Below are 21799 nucleotides of genomic sequence, written 5' to 3' on the forward strand. Positions count from 1 at the left end.
TGCAACCATTACCTGATACCGGTCATCTTCTCTATACAAACACACAATGAAATTGACGCGAAGATATACGATAGATGATTTACTTGAAGGTTGTAAAGCCGGCGACCGCAAAATGCAGGAGCAGCTTTATCGCCTGACCGCCCCAAAGATGCTGGCCGTTTGCCTTCGCTATGCTAAAGACCAGATGGAAGCCGAAGATGTTTTACAGATGGGGTATGTAAAGGTTTTTAAAAAGATCAATGACTTTCGTGGAGACGGATCATTTGAAGGCTGGATCAGAAGGGTTATGGTGCATACGGCTATTGAAAGCTTCAGGAGAAACCAGCGGGCGCTTCAGGTTGTAGAAATAGACGAAGCATATGAGCAACCGTCTACCGGTTTTGACTTTAGCCGGCTCGGCATGCAGGACCTGATGAAAGCCATTCAAAAACTGGCAGACGGGTATAAGATGGTCTTCAACATGTACGTCATCGAAGGTTACTCGCACAAAGAAATAGGAGAAGCCCTGGGTATTTCAGAAGGAGCAAGCAAATCGCAGCTTTCCAGAGCCAGAGCAATTTTAAAGGAAGAAATTATAAGAATGGAGGGATTTGGTTATGCAAACTATGCAGGATAACGATTTTGATAACTTATTCAGAGAGCGCTTTGAAAATGCAGCGGTCGAGCCGAAGAAGGATCTTTGGGCCGGAATCAGCCAGGAACTGGAGCCTAAAAAAAGAAGACTGACACCAGTTTACTGGAGCGCCGCTGCGGTTGTGTTGCTTGGTGTTGGCATCGCTTTCCTCTTCAGGCCGGAAGAAAAGGTGCAGCTTACAGCGCACAACAAGCCACAGCGTATTAAGCCGCAGGCAGTCCAGGATGCTTCTGAACAGACAGCAACTCAGCAGCAAGTTTCACGGGACCTGGTAAAAGAAACGCCGGCAGTCCAACCTGAAAAGTCTATTGTTACTGAGGAACGTAAACCTACAGAAAGGCAACCGGAAGAAGCCGCGCAGCCAAAGGAGCAGCATGCGCAACCTGAAACGATGATAGCCGCAACAGATACGCGGAGAGAAAACAACACAGATGTGACGGGTCAGATTTCGCAACCGGAAACGGTTATCGCCAGGGTAGAGCAGCCGCAATCAGGCAACGATGGCTTTCGCACAAAACCGGCGTTCCCTGAGGCTGCAGCAGACAGGGCAGATGAAAATGAACCGAAAGAGCGTGGCGCAAGAAGAGAAAAAGGTTTGTTCGCTTTCGTCGGAAAGGTGAAAGAAAAGTTTGACAAAACGACAAAAAATATCATTACAGAAAAGAATGGAACCATGAGCATCGACCTCGGTTTCGTGAAAATAGACAAAGAAATAAACTAACACTCAACACACACATAACATGAAAAGGATAGTTCTCGCTGCATTGTTAACAGGTTTTTCGATCAGCACCTTCGCGCAGACAGATTCGGTACAGACAGATACGACAGGTCGCAAAAAAGCAACCATCAAAATAAAAGAGGTAGGCGTTAAGTCAAAAAGTGACCGGGCATATTTCGGTATCGGACTCGGCTTTGACTTTGGCTGGAACAGGTTTATCGACCAGGGCATTGCCGCTAACCCGCAGCAGGTGAAAGATCTTGCGCTCGAACGCGGTCCTAACTTTGGTTTCAACCTGATCACGGCTCGTGTAGACCTGGCAAAAAATCATGCTGTCCGCTTAAAAACTGCCCTGGGTCTGGACTATAATACTTACCATTTCCGCAAGGCAATCACCTTGCAACCTGATCAGGATGTTCTGACCTATACAATCGATGAGAACAGAAATTTTGATAAAAACCTGCTTCGTTCTACCTATCTGAGAATTCCATTATTGCTTGCAGTAAGGCCGGTTAAGGATTCCAGTTTTGAACTGGCCGGTGGCGGCGAAGTCGGCGTACTGATCTGGGGAAAAACCAAACAGATCAGTGATGAAGCCGGAAAAGTGAAGATCAAAGACACATATAACCTGGAACCCTTTCGTTACGGTTTAACATTCAGGGTTGGTTACAGCGGCTTTAACCTGTATGGAAAATATTACCTGAATGATGTCTTTGCTAAAAATCAGGGTCCTGCAGGGCTGAGTAACGTTGCCTTCGGTATCTCGTTCGGCGGAATTTAAAGAAACACAACTACACACAAATCAACCGGTCCCGCACCCCAGAAGGTGCGGGATTTTTTATTAGGCTGAAAGACACCTCGCCTGTTCCCTTCGCTTGTCGCAGCCTTTTTATTTATCTTTACCGGGTGAGCACAACCCTAATCAGCGTTGATAAGCTGAATAAACAATACCTTCCAGGTCAGGCTTCGGGCATATCTGATCTGTCTTTCGATATATCATCCGGCCAGATATTTGCCATTATCGGCGAAAGCGGCAGTGGTAAATCAACACTGTTAAAAAGCATTTACGGTTTGTTAAAGCCAGACAGCGGAACCATTCTTTTTGAAGGCAAAAAGGTGAAGGGACCGGATGAACAACTAGTGCCGGGACACCCGCAGATGAAAATGGTAACGCAGGATTTCTCGTTGAATATTTATGCCAAAGTTTATGACAACATAGCCTCACAACTTTCCAATACCAATGTCAGGCTCAAGGAAAGTAAAACCCTGGCCATGATGGAACAGTTACGTATTGCTCATTTACGCAACAAAAAAATTGTAGAGCTGAGCGGCGGGGAGCAACAGCGCGTTGCGATTGCCCGTGCCCTGGTGAGCGATACCCGGGTTCTTCTTCTTGATGAACCGTTTAGCCAGGTAGATTCCCTGCTTAAAAATCAGCTTCGCGCAGATATAAAAAACTTGGTTGCAGAAACGGGTGTAACAGTGATCCTGGTTTCGCATGATCCGGCAGACGGACTTTTTCTGGCAGATCAGCTGTTGATTCTTCGCGCAGGTAAGCTGCAGCAAACCGGTACACCCAGAAACGTCTATGAACATCCTCAGAATATCTACACAGCGAAATTGCTCGGTAATGCGATTGTCTTAAACCGCAGCGAGGCTGATGCTATAGGGATCAAAACGGGGAAAGAACATGTCGTTATATACCCCGAATGGGCCAGCCTTAACGGCGGATGGAACAGCCGCCGGTTCGAAGTAAAAGAAATTTTTTACAAAGGCTTTTACGAAGAACTGGTATTGGAAAGGAATGGAGTTGAAATCCGCGCGCTCCAACTTAACAGCACTGCACATAAGAAACATGAGCATGTGCAGGTACAGCTAACACGTTTTCTTGAATTTTAATGAACTGACGGCCGGTCATAAAAAAGGGGCAGAATCGAATTTGGTTCTGCCCCTTTTTTATTCATATTTCCTTTACTATTCAGCAGATGCAACCAGTACAACCCGTGTGGTTATTTCAGCGGTAGGCCTTGCCGGCAATACGTTCTGATCGTATTGATTTTGAAGATAAATACGAACTTTTCCAGGATACGACGTATAGCTGTAACGAACACCACCGAAACTAAATGGCAGTGCATCGTATCCATCATCATTGAACCTTGCAATAGAGACAATTACGCCGTCTACTTCGTAACGTTCAATTTCCTGATTGTTGATGTCTACATAATAATAACGGCCTTCGCTATCCTGCGCAGTTTGCCATTGTGTCGGCTGAATGCTGGCAAAAATTGTAAAGTTCTGGGTCTGCGGCGCGATGACGTCTTTTTTGCATGACACAAAGCCCAGCGTTGTGATGCAGAGGAGTAAAAATGTTAATCTTTTCATGGTTATAGTATTTGTGTGTTTTTTCACAGAATACAACTATACTGCCAAAGTTATGAAGCACCATGTAACAACTCAGATATCGATTAATTTGTTGATATACAAGTTGTTGAGTTTATGGCGGCGTCTTTCGCTGTATTGTGTAAATGACAACGCTTCTGACAGCTGTATAGTTTTAGCCAATAAAGTCTTCGCGCGCCGGGTTAAAGACATCGATAAGCAGACCCGCTTCCAGGCAGGTCACGCCGTGCGTTACTGCCGAAGGTGCAAAAAATACATCGCCGGTTTGCAGGATACGTTTCTCCTCACCGATCTGAACTTCAAACTTCCCGGTCGCCACATAACTCATCTGCAGATGCGGATGCTGGTGCAGGTAACCGACAGCGTCTTGTTCAAAGCGCACCTTAACAAGCATCAGTTCGGGTGTATAACTCATTATTTTACGCGACACGCCGGCATCGACCTGCTGCCATTCGAGCGAGTTATCTTCGGTAAAAATCTGGCCTGGATCAATCATACAAGATATTCAAAAAGGGTTTGGTCCTGATTTAATTCTATTACATTGAATTTGAAATCTCTCATGCGCTGCAGGAGGCCCTGGTAATCCTGTGGATCTTTCAATTCAATCCCAACCAGTGCCGGTCCATTTTCACGGTCTGTCTTTTTTATAAATTCAAACCGGGTAATGTCATCATGGGGGCCAAGCACGTTTGATACAAATAACTTCAGTGCTCCCGGCCGCTGCGGAAAACGTACAATGAAATAATGTTTAAGGCCTTCAAACAAGAGAGATTTTTCTTTGATCTCCTGCATCCGTTCAATGTCATTGTTCCCGCCGCTTACGACACAAACAACCGTCTTGCCGCTTATTTGCTCGGTCAGCTGGTCTAGCGCGGCAATAGACAGGGCACCTGCCGGTTCGGCAACGATGGCATCTTCATTATACAGTTTTAAGATCGATGTGCAGATCTTTCCTTCAGGAACGAGCAGCATTTCGTCAAGGAGAGAGCGGCAGTAGGTGTAGGTTAGTTCCCCGACCCGTTTAACGGCGGCCCCGTCTACGAAGCGGTCAATGTGTTCAAGCGTAAGCGGTCCATCGTTCTCAAGCGCGCCTTTCATCGAGGGAGCGCCCAATGGTTCGGTGCCAACCAGCCGGACATCTGGTTTTACGGTCCGGATATAACTGGATACTCCCGCTGCCAGGCCGCCGCCGCCCACCGGCATCACGATCATATCGAGATCGGGCAGGTCTTCAAAGATCTCAACACCGACTGTGCCCTGGCCCTCGATAATCTTATGATGATCAAATGGCGGGACAAACTTCATCGAATGTTCTGCTGTATACTGAAGCGCTTCGCGCAGGCAGTCGTCAAAGGTATCACCTACCAGCACAACTTCAATGTTCTCGCCGCCAAACATTTTTGTCTGTTTAACTTTCTGTTTCGGTGTGATCTCCGGCATGAAGATGACGCCTTTTATATTCAGTTTTTTGCAGGAGTAAGCCACACCCTGGGCATGGTTTCCGGCACTCGCGCAAACCACACCGTTGCGGGCCTCGGCAGGTTCAAGCGAGCTGATCATATTGTAGGCGCCCCTTAGTTTATAAGAGCGTACAACCTGCATATCCTCCCGCTTGAGGTAAATATTTGCATTATAATGCGCAGACAAGCCTGCATTAAATTCCAGCGGTGTGCGCTTTACAATGCCACGCAGCCTGGCGGCGGCGGCTGTAAAATCAAGGGAAACGGCGGGTTCTGTGGTTTTCATGTATCGTCTTGGGGCGGTACCCCATTTTTGTCAAACAGGCGAACCGCTCAAAGCTGGTTCGCCTGAAGTGGATAAGTTATGCGCCTGCTTTGACCAGGTGTGTAACAACGAGTTGGTTCAGGTCAGCATCATTGATGTCTTTTTTTGCATCGGCAAGGTCCAGGAAAGCCGTGTACAGAACTGCGAGCTGTTCTTTATCGGGCGAATGCCCAAGACGCTCCAGGTGGTGTTTGAGGGCATGGCGTCCGCTGCGTGCTGTAAGTACGATCGCGGCAGACGGGAAACCAACATCTTCCGGCTTGATGATCTCGTAATTTTCACGGTTTTTCAGGAAACCATCCTGGTGTATACCTGAACTGTGCGAAAATGCGTTTGCACCGACGATTGCTTTATTTGGCTGTACCGGCATGTTCATTTGCGACCGCACCGTGTGGCTGATCTCGAAGAACCGGGTAGCATCGATATTTGTATGCAGTCCGAGTGTTTTGTGCGTTTGAAGGATCATAACTACCTCTTCCATAGATGTGTTACCGGCCCGTTCGCCGATCCCGTTTATGGTACATTCAACCTGGCGCGCCCCGTTCTGGAGGCCTGCTATGCTGTTGGCTGTAGCAAGGCCAAGATCGTTATGGCAGTGTACAGAGATAATCGCTTTGTCAATGTTGCTGACGTTTTCTTTCAGAAAACGGATTTTCGAGCCATATTGGTCAGGCAGGCAGTAACCGTTTGTGTCAGGAATGTTGACAACGGTTGCGCCTGCCGCGATCACCGCCTCGACCATACGGGCAAGGAACTCCACATCTGCACGCCCCGCGTCTTCTGCATAAAATTCTACATCCTCAACATATTTTTTTGCGTATTTCACCGCCTCAACGCCGCGGGCAAGAATTTCATCGCGGGTACTGTTGAACTTGTGTTTGATATGGAAATCAGATGATCCGATACCGGTATGGATGCGTGGCCGCTTTGCATACTTGAGCGCATCTGCGGCCACGTCGATATCATTTTTGTTGGCGCGTGTCAGCGCGCAGATGATCGGATTACTTACAGCTTTTGAAAGTTCAATCACGCTGTTAAAATCACCGGGACTGGAAACCGGAAAGCCGGCTTCGATGATATCCACACCCAGTAACTCCAGTGCTTTTGCGATTTCAATTTTTTCATGGGTTGCCAGCTGGCATCCCGGTACCTGCTCACCATCTCTGAGGGTGGTGTCGAATACATAAACTTTGTTTGGGTCGTGAAGCATGGTTATTAAAGTTTAGTTTGCTGTTTGATTGTTTTGCAGGTAGCCGAGGACAAGAGCACCCATTTCGGCCGTACCTAAAATTTTGTTGGTATCGGTTGCTGCGTCTGCGATATCACCTGTACGGTAGCCCTCTTTCAGTGCACGGTCAACAACGGCTACAACAGCTTTCGCTTCTTCGGCCAGACCGAACCCGATTTCCAGGATCAGCGCTACTGAGAGGATAGAGGCGAGCGGGTTGGCTTTATTCTGACCTGCAATATCGTGCGCAGAGCCGTGAATAGGCTCATAGAAACCGGTACTTTCACCAACTGAGGCCGAGGCGAGCATGCCCATAGATCCGGCGATCTGCGAGGCTTCATCGGTCAGGATATCGCCGAAAAGATTTGCAGTTAATACAACATCAAATTGTTTAGGGTTTTTGATCAGCTGCATGGCGGCATTATCTATAAACATGTGTTCTGTTTGTACATCAGGGTACAGTTTGGAAATTTCCTGAACGGTCTCGCGCCATAGCCTTGAGCTCTCAAGTACGTTTGCTTTATCAACTGAGCACAGGCGTTTGCTGCGTTGCTGCGCTGCCTGGTAGGCCTTGTGTGCGATGCGCTCAACTTCATAGCGGTGGTAGATCATTAGATCTGATGCGGTATTGCGGTCTTCTGAGCGAATTTTTTCACCGAAGTACACGTCGCCGGTCAGTTCCCGGAAGAAAAGTATATCGGTGCCTTGTAAGATCTCGGGTTTGATGCTTGATGCTTGTAACAGCTCATCAAACAGCATAATTGGTCGCAGGTTCGCGTACAGACCCAGCTCTTTGCGAATTTTAAGAAGACCCTGCTCAGGCCTCACCTTTGCAGAAGGATCATTGTCATACTTGGCGTGGCCAACGGCACCAAACAAGATGGCGTCAGATTTTCTAGCTTTATCAAGTGTCTCATCAGGCAGCGGACTTCCTGTGGCTTCGATAGCTGCATGCCCCATCAGGGCTTCGTCAAAAGAAAATTCATGGCCAAAAGATGCGCCTATTTGCTTAAGCACGGCTTTTCCCCAGGTGGTCACTTCCGGACCTATCCCGTCGCCGGGTATAACTAAGATGTGTTTCTTCATAAAATGCGTTCAAATAAATCTTCGGCAAGTTTGACCTCGCCTTGTTCAAGTATAAGTTTTTTTTGTATGCAGGATGGCAGCGCCGATTCGAAATGACCCACATAAATCATGGTCAGGCCGTTTTCGGCAAGTGCATCAACCAGCCGGTTAAATTGTGTTGTCTGCTGATCGTCAAGACCCTGGCAGGGTTCATCAAGGATCAGCAGTTCCGGATTCTTTATAATTGTTCTGCCAAGCAGCGCAAGACGCTGTTTACCCAGAGGCAGGCTGCCCAGTGGCGCATTGCGTTCGGCCGCAAGCCCCAGGAAAACAAGCAGAGCATCTACCTGCCGGCTTTGTTTGTACCCGGGCTGCTTATACAGGCCAATGCTGTCAAAGAACCCCGACGCAACGCTGCTAAAAACGGTTGTGCTGGTATCGAAATACCAGTGCAATTCAGGAGATATAAGTCCAATTCGCTGTTTAATATCCCAGATACTCTCTCCGCTGCCACGGCGGCGGCCAAACAGATGGATGTCGTTTGCATAAGACTGCGGATGGTCACCGTTTATCAAACTCAGCAGCGTGGATTTACCGGAACCGTTGTGTCCCTGCAAAAGCCATTTCTCACCTGCCGCAATCTTCCAGTTTATGTTTTTAAGTACCTGTTTGTCGCCATAGCTGATATTTACATTCGCCATACGGACGATTTCATCAGACGTGTATGCAGGCGGTAACTGAAGAAACTCGGGCAGCGAAAGCTCAACAGGCACGTGATCTGCCTGTATTTCGCCAATTCCACTCGTTTCTATCAGGTGTCTGTCTCTTATTTCTGCAAATTTATTTATGCATGATGGCAGCCCCGCATGGTTACTGATAATGATCAGTTGTGTGCCTGATGCAGCCAGTTGGTTAAAAAGCCGGTTCAGCTTTTCCCTTGATTCCCTGTCCAGACCGGTGTACGGCTGGTCGATAACAAGGTACTGCGGTTTCAGCCAGAGCGCTTTCAGCAGCTGTAATTTTTTATGTTCCCCGCTTGAAAGCTCGAGCAGCGTAGCATTCATCAGCTTTGAAAAGCCCAGTTCTGTTGCCAGCACACCGGCTGCCTGGGGATCAAGACTATGCTCAGCGCCAAAGTTGTTCAATTCGCCACGAACACTGATCACGTCTTTTGCTTGCAGGCTGGTGTACCTTTGCTGATAGTAAAAGTTTGCCGCACCTTCCAGGTTCTTAAACTGGTACCAGCTTGCTACATACAGCACCTGCTGTGGCAGCGGGCTAAGCGGATCAAACCGGATATCTAACGCGCCATGACTACCAATCAAACCACCAAGAACCTTAGCAAGTGACGTCTTCCCGCTTCCGCTCGGTCCGCTCAACAGCCAGTGCTCACCCTCGCGGATGATCCAGTTGAGGCCATCAAACACCGTATTTTGCTGGTATCTCAGTTTAAGGTCTCGTATATGGATTAATCTGTCCATGCTGCTTCGGTGATGTTATGCGTTTGCGCGCTCGTTTTCGAATTTTTCGATCAGCTCTTTTTGATTCAAAATAAAATCGATGTCGTCATAACCATTGATCAGACAGGCTTTTTTATAAGCATTGATCTCAAAGTTTTCACTCAGCTCTGCTACCGGCAGGCTGATGGTTTGGTTTTCAAGGTCGATAACTATTGCAGTGTTCGGATCTTTGGAAACGGATTCAAAAATAGCGTGTAAGAACGCGTCAGAAACCTGTACCGGAAGCAGGCCATTATTCAGGGCGTTGCCTTTGAAGATATCGGCAAAGAAGCTGCTGACCACAGCATCAAAACCGTAGTCTTGTATGGCCCAGGCGGCGTGTTCACGACTGCTTCCGCAACCAAAATTTTTCCCCGCAACCAGGATTTTTCCTGTATAAATTGAGTTATTTAATACAAAATCCGGCTTAGGTTCGTTTTGAGCATCGAAGCGCCAGTCGCGGAACAGATTATTGCCAAACCCCTCGCGGGTGGTGGCTTTCAGAAACCGGGCAGGTATAATCTGGTCGGTATCTATATTTTCTATCGGCAGCGGAACCACTGTCGATGTAAGTTTTTCAAATTTCTTCATTTCTTATTTGTCTTGCTTAACGTTTCCAGGCTTTGATACGGAGCCGTTTATAGTCAGCGACCCACGCGCCATCAACAAAATTGGTTTCTTTTAAAATGGCGACGGTTTGCTGCTGGACACGCTGTTTCTCAGCCTGGGTCATTTTTTCGAAGGCTTGAGCTGGAAATTGTTCAAGCCAGGCGAGCATACCGTCTTCGCCGTTCAGCTTTGTCGGGCGGTCGAATAACCAGGCGTGTTCAATTGCGAACCCATGCTTCTCGAGCAGGGTGGTGTATTCAGCTACGGAAGGGAAATACCAGAAATCGCTCACCAGCTTCTTTTCGAGACCCAATGTTTTTGCAGCCCGGGCAATTGCCGACATCATGCTTTGAACGTTGTCTTTGCCGCCCAGTTCAGCAACAAGCCGCCCGCCGCGTTTCAGAGCCGAAAACATATTTTCGGTCACCTTCTCCTGCTCTTTGATCCAATGCAGGGTTGCATTTGAAAAAATTGCGTCAAATTGCGCGAAATAGGAAAGACGGGCTGCATCGGCCTGTTTAAATACAATTTCCGGATGTTTAGCCGTAGCAACGGTAATCATCTCCTGTGAGGCATCGAGGCCGGTTACTTCGGCTCCTGTCTGAGCAATTTTGGATGTAAGCTGTCCGGTTCCGCAGCCGAGATCAAGTATGTATTCTCCCCGCACCGGTTGCAGCCATTGTAAAAGGTCTGCACCATAATCAGTTACAAAGTGATGACGTGAATCGTATAAATTGCTGTCCCAGATCATTATGCCAGTTCAGGTTGATTTAATAAAGTTCTAACATCGGTAATTTGGCCGGTAATAGCTGCAGCCGCTGCTGTCAGCGGACTGACCAGCAATGTTCTTGCATCAGGGCCCTGGCGGCCTTCAAAGTTCCGGTTTGATGTTGAAACGCAGTATTTTCCTGCGGGAATTTTATCTTCGTTCATTCCCAAACAGGCGCTGCAGCCGGGTTCACGAAGCCTGAAGCCAGCGGCTTCGAATACCTTGTCAAGTCCCTCTTCAATAGCTTGTTTTTCAACTTGTTTTGAGCCAGGAACGATCCAAACTTCAACACTTTCGGCTTTCTGTCTGCCATAAACGAATTCGGCTACCTCCCGCAGATCCTCAATCCGCGAGTTCGTACAGCTACCGATAAATACATAATCGACAGGTTTACCGATGAGCGGTTCATCGTCTTTGAAGCCCATATAGTCGAGGGCTTTCTGATATGAGAACTGCTCTGTTTCCGGCTGCGACCCTGTGGCCGGTATGTGCTGGGTAATGCCCATACCCATACCCGGATTGGTACCGTAGGTAATCATCGGCTCTATATCGGCAGCATCAAACGTAAGTACACGATCAAATTTCGCGTCAGCATCGCTGTAAAGCGTCTGCCAGTAAGCAAGCGCCTTATCCCATTCTTCACCTTGCGGTGCAAATTTGCGGCCCTTTACATAGTCAAAAGTGATCTGGTCGGGAGCGATCAGGCCCCCGCGCGCGCCCATTTCAATACTCATATTGCAAATGGTCATGCGCGCTTCCATGCTTAGACTCTCGATTGCTGTACCCGCGTACTCAATAAAATAACCGGTACCGCCTGCGGCCGAAATTTTCGAGATGATGTACAGGATGATGTCTTTTGCGCGTACACCTGTATTCAACGTGCCGTTTACTTCGATCTTCATCGTCTTTGGCTTCTGCTGAAGCAGGCATTGAGTTGCCAGAACCTGCTCAACCTGTGAGGTTCCAATTCCGAAAGCGATGGCACCGAAAGCGCCGTGCGTAGAGGTATGGCTGTCGCCGCAAACCATCGTCTTGCCTGGTAAAGTAATGCCCAGCTCTGGCCCGATGACGTGTACAATTCCCTGGAAGGGATGTCCGAGGCCATACAGTTCCACACCGAATTCAGCGCAGTTTTTTGTAAGCATATCAACCTGGAACCGCGAAAGCTCTTCCCTGATCGGAAGGTGCTGATCGACCGTAGGAACATTATGATCGGCTGTAGCCACCGTCTGTTGCGGCCTGAATACGGGAAGGCCGCGTTTGCGCAGGCCGTCAAACGCTTGCGGACTTGTTACCTCATGAATTAAATGCGTGTCAATATACAGGATGTCAGGAAAGCCTTCCTCACTTTTCACCACATGGGCGTCCCATATCTTTTCTACCAGTGTTTTTGACATTTTTATGTTTTGTTAGTTAGTCAGTATAAAACCTCCCGATGCAGGCACCGGGAGGGGTATGTGGTATCAGGTGGTTTTTATCGCCTTCATTGCAGTCATAGCTTTTCTCAATTCTGCACCGATCAGTTCTACCTGGTGACTGCGGATATTGTCATTTACGCTGATCAGTTCGCGGTTATCAACGGCACCGTCTTTACCTTCGTTGTAATTTTTACCGATCACATCTGTGTCTATTTTGGTCATAAAATCTGCCAGCAGCGGTTTACAAGCGTGGTCGAACAGGTAACAGCCATATTCTGCTGTATCAGAAATTACCCGATTCATTTCAAACAGTTTCTTGCGCGCAATCGTATTGGCAATGAGCGGTGTTTCATGAAGTGATTCATAGTAGGCTGATTCAGGCTTGATACCTGCTTCTACCATAGTCTCGAATGCGAGTTCAACACCGGCACGGATAAATGCAACCATGAGCAGTGCGTTATCAAAATACTCCTGCTCCCCGATCCTTACATCGCCAGCGGGCGTTTTTTCAAAGGCAGTTTCGCCGGTAGCGGCGCGCCAGGTTAATAGTTTCTGGTCGCCGTTAGCCCAATCCTCCATCATGGTGCGGCTAAATTCGCCACTCATGATATCATCCTGGTGTTTTTGAAACAGCGGGCGCATAATTCCCTTCAGCTCTTCAGATAACTCGAACGCCTTGATCTTGGCTACATTACTCAAACGGTCCATCATTGCCGTAATCCCGCCTTGTTTCAGGGCTTCAGTAATTACTTCCACACCATATTGAACCAGTTTTGATGCATAACCGGGTTCGATGCCTTTTTCGATCATTTTATCAAACGAAAGGATCGAACCGGTTTGCAGGAGCCCGCAAAGAATGGTCTGCTCACCCATCAGGTCAGATTTTACTTCAGCAACAAAGGATGAACGGAGTACACCTGCACGGTGGCCGCCGGTACCTACGCAATAGGCCTTTGCCTGTTCAAGTCCTTTACCTTCCGGATCGTTTTCAGGGTGAACGGCGATCAGGGTTGGCACGCCGAAGCCACGAACGTATTCTGCACGCACTTCACTACCGGGGCATTTTGGTGCTACCATGATAACCGTAATGTCTTTACGTACCTGCATACCTTCTTCAACGATGTTGAATCCGTGAGAATAAAGCAGGGTAGAACCCTCTTTCATCAGGGGCATTACGGCGTTGACAACGCTGGTATGTTGTTTATCTGGTGTTAGATTGATAACGAGATCGGCAGTTGGGATCAGTTCTTCATATGTTCCAACCCTGAAGTTGTTTTCGGTAGCATTTTTCCAGGAATCCCTTTTGCCTTCAATTGCCTCTTTCCGAAGCGCATAAGAGATGTCCAGCCCACTGTCTCTCAGGTTCAGACCCTGGTTGAGGCCTTGTGCGCCGCAACCTACGATCACCAGTTTTTTGCCTTTCAGCGCTTCTACGCCGTCTGAGAATTCTGCGCTGTCCATAAAGTCGCATACGCCCAACTGGTTCAATTTTTCTCTGAGAGGTAGTGTGTTAAAATAATTTGCCATTTTATTGGTTGATTTGGTTTTAAGTTTTAATTATCGGTAGTGTAATGGTTTAACGTACAAGTTTTCGCTGTGCCATCGCGTATCCCAGATGCAGGTGGTCATGCGAGACCGAATAGGCCGCAGCTTCAATAGCGGTAGTTATTCTGATGCCAAGCGAATTTGAAAAAGGCTGGAACCCGGCAAAAGTAGCCGCGTCAAGATCGCGCGAAAGGGTGTCTGTCAGGGTAAAGGCGAGCGTTTTAAGTTCAGCAACTTCTGTTGCACTAATGAAACCTTCAGGTTTGCTGCCCCTGACATATCTGGGAATGTACACCGGGTCTATTCTGGCCATAAAGCCACCGCGCTCATAACATAATGCTTGCTGGCTGACAACGATGTGCCCGAAGTTCCAGGCTATGTTATTTGCGAAGCCGGCAGGGATTTTATTTAACTGTTCGATGGTCAGCCCGTCCAGCAGTTCTACAAAACGCTCACGCGTGATCCGGGTGTTCTCTATTATTCTTTCTATAACCTGGGTACTCATTGTTTGCTTTAGTTAACACGTTCAGGCGGCTGCTGCGTAAGCAGGCCCGCGGTTTTACATGGTAAAGATCTTATCGCCTTTATCGAGGTATTCATTTTCAATTACTTCCTCGCCTGGTTCCATGGCCTCAAATTCTTTGAGCTTTTCGTGAAAGCCTGCACTGTCTTTTATGATCGCCACACGTGCGCTGCGCACGAATTCAATTAATTCAAACGGTTCCAGAGCCTTCACAAGCGCATCAGTTTCTTCGCGGTGTCCTGTTACTGCAAATACCGTATAATCTTTTCTGATCACCACAGCACTTGCTCCATACTGACGCAGCAGGCGTTCTACCGTTACCTTTTCAGCAATTTCATCGGTTGAAACTTTATACAGCGCAAGTTCCTGCCAGATGATTTCGTTGTTCGTATTGTAATAGACCTTTAGCACTTCAACCTGCTTTTCTATCTGACGTGCAAGTTTACGCACCACCTCGGCCGATTCGTGGATCACGATATTAAACCGGTGTATCCCCTCGATCTCTGAGGGCGAGGTGTTCAGGCTTTCGATATTGATTTTTCTCTTCGAGAAGATAATGGCAATGCGGTTTAGCAGGCCGATGCGGTTTTCAGCATACACAGTAATCGTGTATTCTTCTTTACCATGCTCATTTTCTGATGTGCCGCTTATTGTTTGGGTACTCATGTGCTTTCGTTTTTGCTTTATTTTAACCTGATTTCGCTTACACTGCAGCCCTGCGGAACCATTGGAAATACGTTGTTTTCTTTGCCCACCATTACTTCGAGCAGATATGACCCCTCATGGTTAATCATAGTCTCGAGTGCTGCGCGCAGGTTAGTCCGTTCCTCAACCCGATTGGCCTCGATGTAATAGGATTTTGCAAGGGCTACAAAATCGGGACTTGTGATATTCACAAAGGAATAACGTTTGTCGTGAAAAAGCTGTTGCCACTGGCGTACCATACCCAGGAACCGGTTGTTCAGAATCAGGATCTTAACTGCGGCCCCGAACTGCATGATTGTTCCCAGCTCCTGCGGGGTCATCTGGAATCCGCCGTCGCCGATAATCGCAATGACCGTCCGGTCTGGCGCACCGTACTTGGCGCCGATCGCGGCCGGCAGTCCGAAGCCCATTGTTCCAAGTCCGCCTGAGGTAACATTTGACCGGCTTTGGTTAAATTTCGCATAACGGCATGCTACCATCTGGTGCTGGCCTACGTCTGTAACGATGACCGCATCGCCGCCGGTGATTTCATTGATATTGCGTAAAACTTCGCCCATCGTCATTTCTTTGCCCTGTGGATACAGTTCAGGCGTAATCACCTGATCCTGTTCTTCCTTGTTGTATGACCGGAAGCGTTCCAGCCATGCATCGTGACTGCGCGCCTCGACCAATGCGGTTAGTAACGGAAGCGTAGCTTTACAATCGCCCCAGACACCGACATCAGCCTTTACGTTCTTGTCGATTTCAGCGGGATCTATATCGAGATGGACGATCTTAGCCTGTTTAGCGTATTTATCCAGGCGGCCTGTAACGCGGTCATCGAAACGCATGCCTATAGCAATAAGCACATCGCATTCATTAGTCAGCACGTTAGGACCATAGTTTCCATGCATGCCGAGCATGCCAACGTTCAGCGGGTGATCTGTCGGTATGGCACTTTCGCCCATGATGGTCCAGGCTGCGGGAATGCCGCTTTTTTCGATAAATGCTTTGAATTCCTGTTCTGCTTTTCCGAGGATAACACCCTGCCCGAACAGCACAAAGGGCTGTTTCGCAGCATTGATAAGCGCCGCGGCTTCTGCAATGAACTCCTGCCTGATCTGCGGGGCGGGCCGGTAACTGCGAATGTGGTTGCATTTGCGGTAAGCGGCGAATTCCTCGACCTGAAGCTGTGCATTTTTTGTGATGTCGATAAGGACAGGACCAGGTCTGCCGCTTTTGGCAATATAAAAGGCTTTGGCAAGAACTTCAGGAATTTCTTTGGCATCTGTTACCTGATAATTCCATTTTGTTACCGGGGTAGTGATATTGATGACGTCTGTTTCCTGGAATGCATCTGTGCCCAGAAGATGCGCAAACACCTGCCCGGTTATACAGACAAGCGGCGTGCTGTCTATCTGTGCATCTGCCAGACCGGTAACCAGGTTGGTTGCTCCCGGTCCACTTGTAGCAAACACCACACCTACTTTACCTGATGTGCGCGCGTATCCCTGGGCTGCATGAATGCCACCTTGTTCGTGGCGTACAAGGATATGTTCCAACCTGTCGCTGTAATCATAGAGGGCATCGTAAATCGGCATGATGGCACCTCCGGGGTAACCAAATATGGTGCTGACACCTTCCGCGATGAGTCCGTTAAGCAAGGCCTGAGAACCGCTGCCCGTAAATGTTTTTGCTGGCTCTTGCCTGGTTTCTGTGCCGGCTACGGCAAGATCTTGTGCAGTTTCCATGTTCATGTGGTTTAAGCTTCGTCAGTTACACAGCCCTCGGCCGCATTCTTTACACTGACAGCATATTTATATAAAATTCCTTTTTTTACTTTCAACTCGGGCTGTATCCATGCTGCGCGGCGGCGGGCGATTTCATCATCGCCTACCTTTAGCACGATGCTGTTTTTTGTTGCATCTATTTCAATCCGGTCATCATCATGAACCAGGCCGATCAGGCCGCCGTCGAATGCCTCCGGCGTGATATGGCCAACAACAAAGCCGTGTGTGCCGCCGCTAAAACGCCCGTCTGTGATCAGCGCAACGCTTGCGCCCAGACCGGCACCAAAGATGGCCGATGTTGGTTTGAGCATTTCTGGCATACCCGGTGCACCCTTGGGCCCCACGTTTCGGATCACGACAACGTCGCCCGCTTTTACCCGGCCGCTTGTAATGCCATGTATGAGCTCAAACTCACCATCGAATACCCTCGCAGGACCTTCGAAACTGATGCCTTCCTTTCCTGAGATCTTTGCCACACTTCCGCCTTCGGCCAGGTTACCATACAGAATCTGAAGATGTCCTGTAGCTTTGATCGGGGTTTCTGCCGGGGTAATGATTTTCTGGCTTTCGAAGTTAAGGTCAAGAACGTTTTCCAGGTTTTCTGCAAGCGTCTTTCCGGTAACAGTCAGGCAATCGCCATGTAACCAGCCTTTGCTCAGCAGATATTTCATCACTGCCGGAACGCCGCCGACTTTGTGCAGGTCTTCCATCATATAACGTCCGCTTGGCTTCATGTCTGCCAGTACAGGAATGCGGTTACTGATGGTCTGAAAATCATCCTGTGTAAGCGGTACGTCTACACTTTTTGCCATAGCGATCAGGTGAAGGACCGCGTTCGTTGAACCACCGAGAACCATGATCGTTACGATCGCGTTTTCGAAAGCTTTACGGGTCATGATATCACTGGGTTTGATATCTTTCTCAAGAAGCAGCAATATGGCCTTTCCAGCCTCTGCGCATTCCTGTTTTTTCTCATCGCTCAGGGCCGGGTTCGATGAAGAATAGGGGAGGCTCATCCCAAGCGCTTCGATGGCTGCCGCCATGGTATTTGCCGTGTATATACCACCGCAGGCACCCGCGCTCGGGCAGGCATTACGTACAACTTCTTTGAAGTCGATATCGTCGATCTGTCCCGCAATTTTTTTGCCCAGGGCCTCAAACGCAGAAACAATATTCAGGTCTTCACCCTTGTAATGACCTGGTTTGATGGTGCCGCCATACACCATAATTGACGGGCGGTTAAGGCGCCCCATGGCAATAAGTGAACCTGGCATATTTTTATCGCAGCCCGGCAGCGTGATCAGCCCGTCATAATACTGGGCGCCGCAAACCGTTTCGATCGAGTCTGCAATCACATCACGGCTTACAAGCGAATAACGCATGCCCTCAGTACCATTGCTCATGCCATCACTTACCCCGATGGTATTGAAGATCAGCCCGACCATGTCGTTGTCCCAAATACTTTCCTTAACAATCTTAGCCAGGTCATTCAGGTGCATGTTACAGGTGTTGCCATCGTAACCCATACTGGCAATGCCCACCTGGGGCTTTCCCATATCTGCCTCTGTAAGACCTATACCGTACAACATGGCCTGGGCTGCCGGCTGGGTCGGATCCTGTGTAAGTACTTTACTGTATTTGTTTAATTCCATTGTTATTATATATGTCGTTTAGTTTTGGTCAGGTATGCCTTTGCGGCGTGTTCTTGTTGGTTTCTGCCTTCATCCCGCAGCCGTTAAATAACAGCTATGGCGTCTTTGGCACTGCATCATGTTTAGATGATGACTTCGTAGTTCACTTTTTCGAGCACGAGGTTCTTATAGGCCCGCTGGATCACTGCACCGATTGATTCGTTCCAGTTTTGAGGAAAAACAATACTGTCTACAGAATGAATCCCTACAATTTCTGCGGCTGTTCCGCAGAGAAATGCACTGTCTGCATTTTTTAGTTCGATCGCTGTCAGTTCCTTTTCAATAACGTCAATATCCAGGACCCGGCAAAGTTCGATCACCGTACGGCGGGTAATACCCGGAAGAATGTTGCCGGTTTTTGGTGTATACAGTTTTCCGTCGCGTTCAATAAAGATATTAGCGTTTGGTGCTTCAGCAACCTTGTCATGATGATCAAGTAAAATGGCATCGTCAAAACCGCGAGCCTTTGCTTCGGTCGATGCAAGAATCGAGTTGACATAATGTGCGCTCAACTTGGCTTCTACCGGAGCTGACTTCGGGTTGGGCCGCTGATAGGATGAAACAGCCAGGCTAAGTAATTTATCGCCAAAATAAGCCGCCCACTCCCATGCACAGATAACGATTGATACACCGGCTGGAGCACTGAGCGACATGTTGGGATCGCACATGACCAGCGGACGGATATAAGCGTCTTTGAGTTTGTTCAGCTCAAGAAGTTTATACGTATCGCGCATCAGCTGCTCCGTATCCCAGGGAAAAGGAATATTGGCCAGTGCACACGAGCGTTTCAGCCTTTCAAAGTGTTCGCGGGCTTTAAAAATCCGCGTGCCATTGTGCGTTTTATACGCCCTGATGCCTTCAAAAGCGGCATAACCGTAGTGGAGCGACTGACCGTAAAGATCGGTCGAGGCTTCGGTCGCCTTGATGAAATCGCCATCTACGTACACCAGTGTTTTGTTGTTATAATACTGCATCATCATGACATTAAAAAAGCGCCTTTTTTTTGAAAGGCGCTCGGATGTTTTGTATCGTTATCTAAACCGACTGCGCCTGCTTCGTGCCATTCAGCAGAATGACAGCCAGCACCAGCAGCAGGTTGCGGTTAGACATGCTGTTCGTGTTGCTGACAGGAAGAAAATTGGCTGCAATCATTTTGCTCGTTTCTGTTATACCAATTTAGTTTTTGGTCTATTTAATCGCAAATACAAAATGAAAAAAATGAAACCAGAATATTATTCTGTTTAATTGTTAATCCGCGGGATAATATATCTTTTTATAGTGACTTTTGTTGCTTACCCTTGTTTGATTGTATACCAAAGTTGAAATTGGTATTCGGTATAGATATTATGCTTGCATTATAAATAAGGGTAATTTCTTCGCGGATTTACATTTCTGTGAAAAAAAGCGTGACAAATTTCATTGTTATAGGAATAAAAAAAGCCCCGTTTGTTCACGGGGCTTTCTGTATAATTTGTGCGTAACTACGCCGTGCCTTCGGCCAATACTACAATCTTATTATGTATGGCCTCAACTACGCCTCCCTTGATAAAGAAAGTGTTTTCTTCTTTGCCGGAACGGATGATCACATTGCCGTCTTCCAGTGTAGAAATGATCGGCGCATGGTCTTTCAGGATCTGGAAGGAGCCAAGCGTACCCGGTACAGTAACCGAACTTACTTCGCCTTCGAAGATCTTTTTATCGGGAGTTAATATTTCTAAATTCATTCTTCCAGTTATTTAGCAGCGCTATGCGGTTTGAAACACAAAGCCCGCGCCCGGTTTAATCCGTGCGCAGCCTTCAAATTAGTCGTTCGCTTCCGCGAGCAGTTTTTTGCCTTTTTCAATGGCTTCCTCGATGCTGCCTACAAGGTTGAAGGCTGCCTCAGGATATTCATCAACCTCACCGTCAATGATCATGTTGAATCCTTTGATGGTATCTTTGATGTCTACCAGTACACCTTTAAGGCCAGTAAACTGCTCTGCTACGTGGAAAGGCTGTGACAGGAAACGCTGTACACGGCGCGCACGCTGTACGGTTAGTTTATCTTCTTCAGAAAGCTCGTCCATACCAAGAATGGCGATGATATCCTGAAGTTCTTTGTAGCGCTGAAGAATTTCTTTTACACGCTGAGCGGTATTGTAATGCTCATCGCCCAAAACAGCAGGAGATAAAATTCTTGAAGTCGAGTCAAGCGGGTCAACCGCCGGATAGATACCAAGCTCAGCAATTTTACGTGAAAGAACCGTTGTTGCGTCAAGGTGGGCAAAGGTTGTAGCCGGTGCAGGGTCGGTCAAGTCATCCGCAGGTACATAAACAGCCTGAACGGAAGTAATTGAACCGCGTTTTGTCGAGGTGATACGTTCCTGCATCAGACCCATCTCGGTTGCAAGCGTTGGCTGGTAACCTACCGCTGATGGCATACGACCAAGAAGTGCGGACACTTCTGAGCCTGCCTGTGTAAAACGGAAGATGTTATCAACGAAGAAAAGGATGTCTTTTCCTGCGCCTTCACCGTCGCCATCGCGGAAATATTCTGCTACGGTCAGACCTGAAAGGGCAACCCGTGCACGCGCGCCCGGAGGTTCGTTCATCTGACCGAATACCAGCGTTGCTTTAGATTCTTTTAATTTTTCAACATCAACTTTGCTCAGGTCCCAACCGCCCTGTTCCATCGAATGCAAAAACTCATCGCCATAGTTGATTACACCCGATTCGATGAATTCGCGTAAAAGGTCGTTTCCTTCACGGGTACGCTCACCTACGCCGGCAAATACTGACAGACCAGCATATGCTTTCGCCACGTTATTGATCAATTCCTGAATCAATACCGTTTTGCCTACACCTGCACCACCAAACAGACCAATTTTACCGCCTTTTGCATACGGCTCAAGCAGGTCGATTACTTTGATACCGGTGAACAGAACCTCAGTTTCGGTAGAAAGTTCGTCAAACTTAGGAGGCGCGCTGTGAATGGGTTTACCATTTGCATTATCGATCGTATTGATGCCATCGAGTGCCTCGCCAACTACGTTGAAAAGACGACCTTTGATCTCATCGCCAACAGGCATTTTGATCGCAGAGCCGGTATCGACAACTTCCATACCACGAACCAAACCATCGGTCGAGTCCATGGCAATGGCGCGAACGCGGTCTTCACCCAGGTGTCGCTGAACCTCTAATACGATTTTTTGGCCGTTTGCTTTTCTGATCTCGAGTGCATCGAAAATTTTTGGCAGGTGTGCCTCATCTGCGAAGCTCACGTCCACCACCGGTCCGATAATTTGCGCTATTTTTCCTAAGTTAGGCATATAGTGATATTGGATAAATTTATAAAAATCAATTTGTTAAAGCTGCTCTGCAGGCTCTCGAATTTGGATGGCAAAGTTAAGAGTTATTAATGAAATTTTAATGGAATATCCAAAAGTTTTTCCACAGATTTTT

General features: G+C 47.9%; 21 protein-coding genes. 4 read left to right on the forward strand and 17 right to left on the reverse strand.

What is annotated here, in order from left to right:
* The first annotated feature begins 46 nt into the window (after positions 1–46).
* From EJV45_RS14020 to EJV45_RS14035, 4 genes are all read left to right on the forward strand, one after another.
* On the forward strand, positions 47–616 hold the full coding sequence (locus EJV45_RS14020) for an RNA polymerase sigma factor (RefSeq protein WP_129716419.1): 570 nt from the start codon (positions 47–49) through the stop codon (positions 614–616).
* Positions 606–1355 (forward strand): hypothetical protein, encoded by a 750-nt coding sequence (locus EJV45_RS14025; RefSeq protein WP_129716421.1) that lies wholly within the window; start codon positions 606–608, stop codon positions 1353–1355. Before EJV45_RS14020 ends, EJV45_RS14025 begins: the two co-directional genes overlap by 11 nt.
* Positions 1356–1374: 19 nt before the next feature.
* Positions 1375–2133: an outer membrane beta-barrel protein gene (locus EJV45_RS14030; protein WP_129716423.1), complete on the forward strand. Its 759-nt coding sequence runs from the start codon at positions 1375–1377 to the stop codon at positions 2131–2133.
* A 125-nt stretch (positions 2134–2258) separates the two neighbouring features.
* The gene (locus EJV45_RS14035; RefSeq protein ID WP_129716425.1) at positions 2259–3251 is read left to right on the forward strand and encodes an ABC transporter ATP-binding protein; all 993 of its coding nucleotides are present in this window, start codon (positions 2259–2261) and stop codon (positions 3249–3251) included.
* Positions 3252–3326: 75 nt separating this feature from the next.
* Here the strand turns inward: EJV45_RS14035 and EJV45_RS14040 are convergent, their stop codons facing one another.
* The 17 genes from EJV45_RS14040 to atpD form a co-directional block, all read right to left on the reverse strand.
* A complete protein-coding gene (locus tag EJV45_RS14040) occupies positions 3327–3734 on the reverse strand; it encodes a WW domain-containing protein (RefSeq protein WP_129716427.1) in 408 nt (135 codons plus the stop codon).
* Between the two features lie 172 nt (positions 3735–3906).
* A complete protein-coding gene (locus EJV45_RS14045) occupies positions 3907–4248 on the reverse strand; it encodes a cupin domain-containing protein (RefSeq protein ID WP_129716429.1) in 342 nt (113 codons plus the stop codon).
* A complete protein-coding gene (ilvA, locus tag EJV45_RS14050) occupies positions 4245–5498 on the reverse strand; it encodes a threonine ammonia-lyase IlvA (RefSeq protein WP_129716431.1) in 1254 nt (417 codons plus the stop codon). Before ilvA ends, EJV45_RS14045 begins: the two co-directional genes overlap by 4 nt.
* A 76-nt stretch (positions 5499–5574) precedes the next feature.
* A complete protein-coding gene (locus EJV45_RS14055; protein WP_129716433.1) occupies positions 5575–6747 on the reverse strand; it encodes a 2-isopropylmalate synthase in 1173 nt (390 codons plus the stop codon).
* Positions 6748–6759: 12 nt separating this feature from the next.
* A complete protein-coding gene (gene leuB, locus EJV45_RS14060) occupies positions 6760–7851 on the reverse strand; it encodes a 3-isopropylmalate dehydrogenase (RefSeq protein WP_129716435.1) in 1092 nt (363 codons plus the stop codon).
* On the reverse strand, positions 7848–9311 hold the full coding sequence (locus tag EJV45_RS14065; protein WP_129716437.1) for an ATP-binding cassette domain-containing protein: 1464 nt from the start codon (positions 9309–9311) through the stop codon (positions 7848–7850). The genes leuB and EJV45_RS14065 overlap by 4 nt, the downstream gene beginning before the upstream one ends.
* 15 nt (positions 9312–9326) lie before the next feature.
* Complete coding sequence (leuD, locus tag EJV45_RS14070) at positions 9327–9920, reverse strand: 3-isopropylmalate dehydratase small subunit (protein WP_129716439.1); 594 nt, start codon at positions 9918–9920, stop codon at positions 9327–9329.
* Between the two features lie 16 nt (positions 9921–9936).
* Positions 9937–10689: a trans-aconitate 2-methyltransferase gene (locus EJV45_RS14075; protein WP_129716441.1), complete on the reverse strand. Its 753-nt coding sequence runs from the start codon at positions 10687–10689 to the stop codon at positions 9937–9939.
* On the reverse strand, positions 10689–12104 hold the full coding sequence (leuC, locus tag EJV45_RS14080) for a 3-isopropylmalate dehydratase large subunit (protein ID WP_129716443.1): 1416 nt from the start codon (positions 12102–12104) through the stop codon (positions 10689–10691). Before leuC ends, EJV45_RS14075 begins: the two co-directional genes overlap by 1 nt.
* Before the next feature lie 66 nt (positions 12105–12170).
* Positions 12171–13652 (reverse strand): ketol-acid reductoisomerase, encoded by a 1482-nt coding sequence (gene ilvC / locus EJV45_RS14085; protein WP_129716445.1) that lies wholly within the window; start codon positions 13650–13652, stop codon positions 12171–12173.
* A gap of 49 nt (positions 13653–13701) precedes the next feature.
* A complete protein-coding gene (locus EJV45_RS14090) occupies positions 13702–14175 on the reverse strand; it encodes a DinB family protein (RefSeq protein WP_129716447.1) in 474 nt (157 codons plus the stop codon).
* A 54-nt stretch (positions 14176–14229) separates the two neighbouring features.
* Positions 14230–14859, reverse strand: a complete 630-nt coding sequence (ilvN, locus tag EJV45_RS14095; RefSeq protein WP_129716449.1) for an acetolactate synthase small subunit — start codon at positions 14857–14859, stop codon at positions 14230–14232.
* A gap of 17 nt (positions 14860–14876) precedes the next feature.
* Positions 14877–16628 carry a biosynthetic-type acetolactate synthase large subunit gene (ilvB, locus tag EJV45_RS14100; RefSeq protein WP_129716450.1) on the reverse strand — a complete coding sequence of 584 codons (1752 nt, stop codon included), beginning with the start codon at positions 16626–16628 and terminating at the stop codon, positions 14877–14879.
* Between the two features lie 11 nt (positions 16629–16639).
* A complete protein-coding gene (gene ilvD, locus EJV45_RS14105; protein WP_129716452.1) occupies positions 16640–18319 on the reverse strand; it encodes a dihydroxy-acid dehydratase in 1680 nt (559 codons plus the stop codon).
* A gap of 122 nt (positions 18320–18441) precedes the next feature.
* The gene (locus EJV45_RS14110) at positions 18442–19338 is read right to left on the reverse strand and encodes a branched-chain amino acid transaminase (protein WP_370291406.1); all 897 of its coding nucleotides are present in this window, start codon (positions 19336–19338) and stop codon (positions 18442–18444) included.
* 501 nt (positions 19339–19839) lie between these two features.
* Positions 19840–20082 carry an ATP synthase F1 subunit epsilon gene (gene atpC, locus EJV45_RS14115; RefSeq protein WP_129716454.1) on the reverse strand — a complete coding sequence of 81 codons (243 nt, stop codon included), beginning with the start codon at positions 20080–20082 and terminating at the stop codon, positions 19840–19842.
* A 78-nt stretch (positions 20083–20160) separates the two neighbouring features.
* Complete coding sequence (gene atpD / locus EJV45_RS14120; protein WP_129716456.1) at positions 20161–21666, reverse strand: F0F1 ATP synthase subunit beta; 1506 nt, start codon at positions 21664–21666, stop codon at positions 20161–20163.
* Positions 21667–21799: the final 133 nt, after the last annotated feature.

Source organism: Pedobacter sp. SYP-B3415 (assembly GCF_004138205.1).
In the GTDB taxonomy this organism is placed as follows: domain Bacteria; phylum Bacteroidota; class Bacteroidia; order Sphingobacteriales; family Sphingobacteriaceae; genus Pedobacter.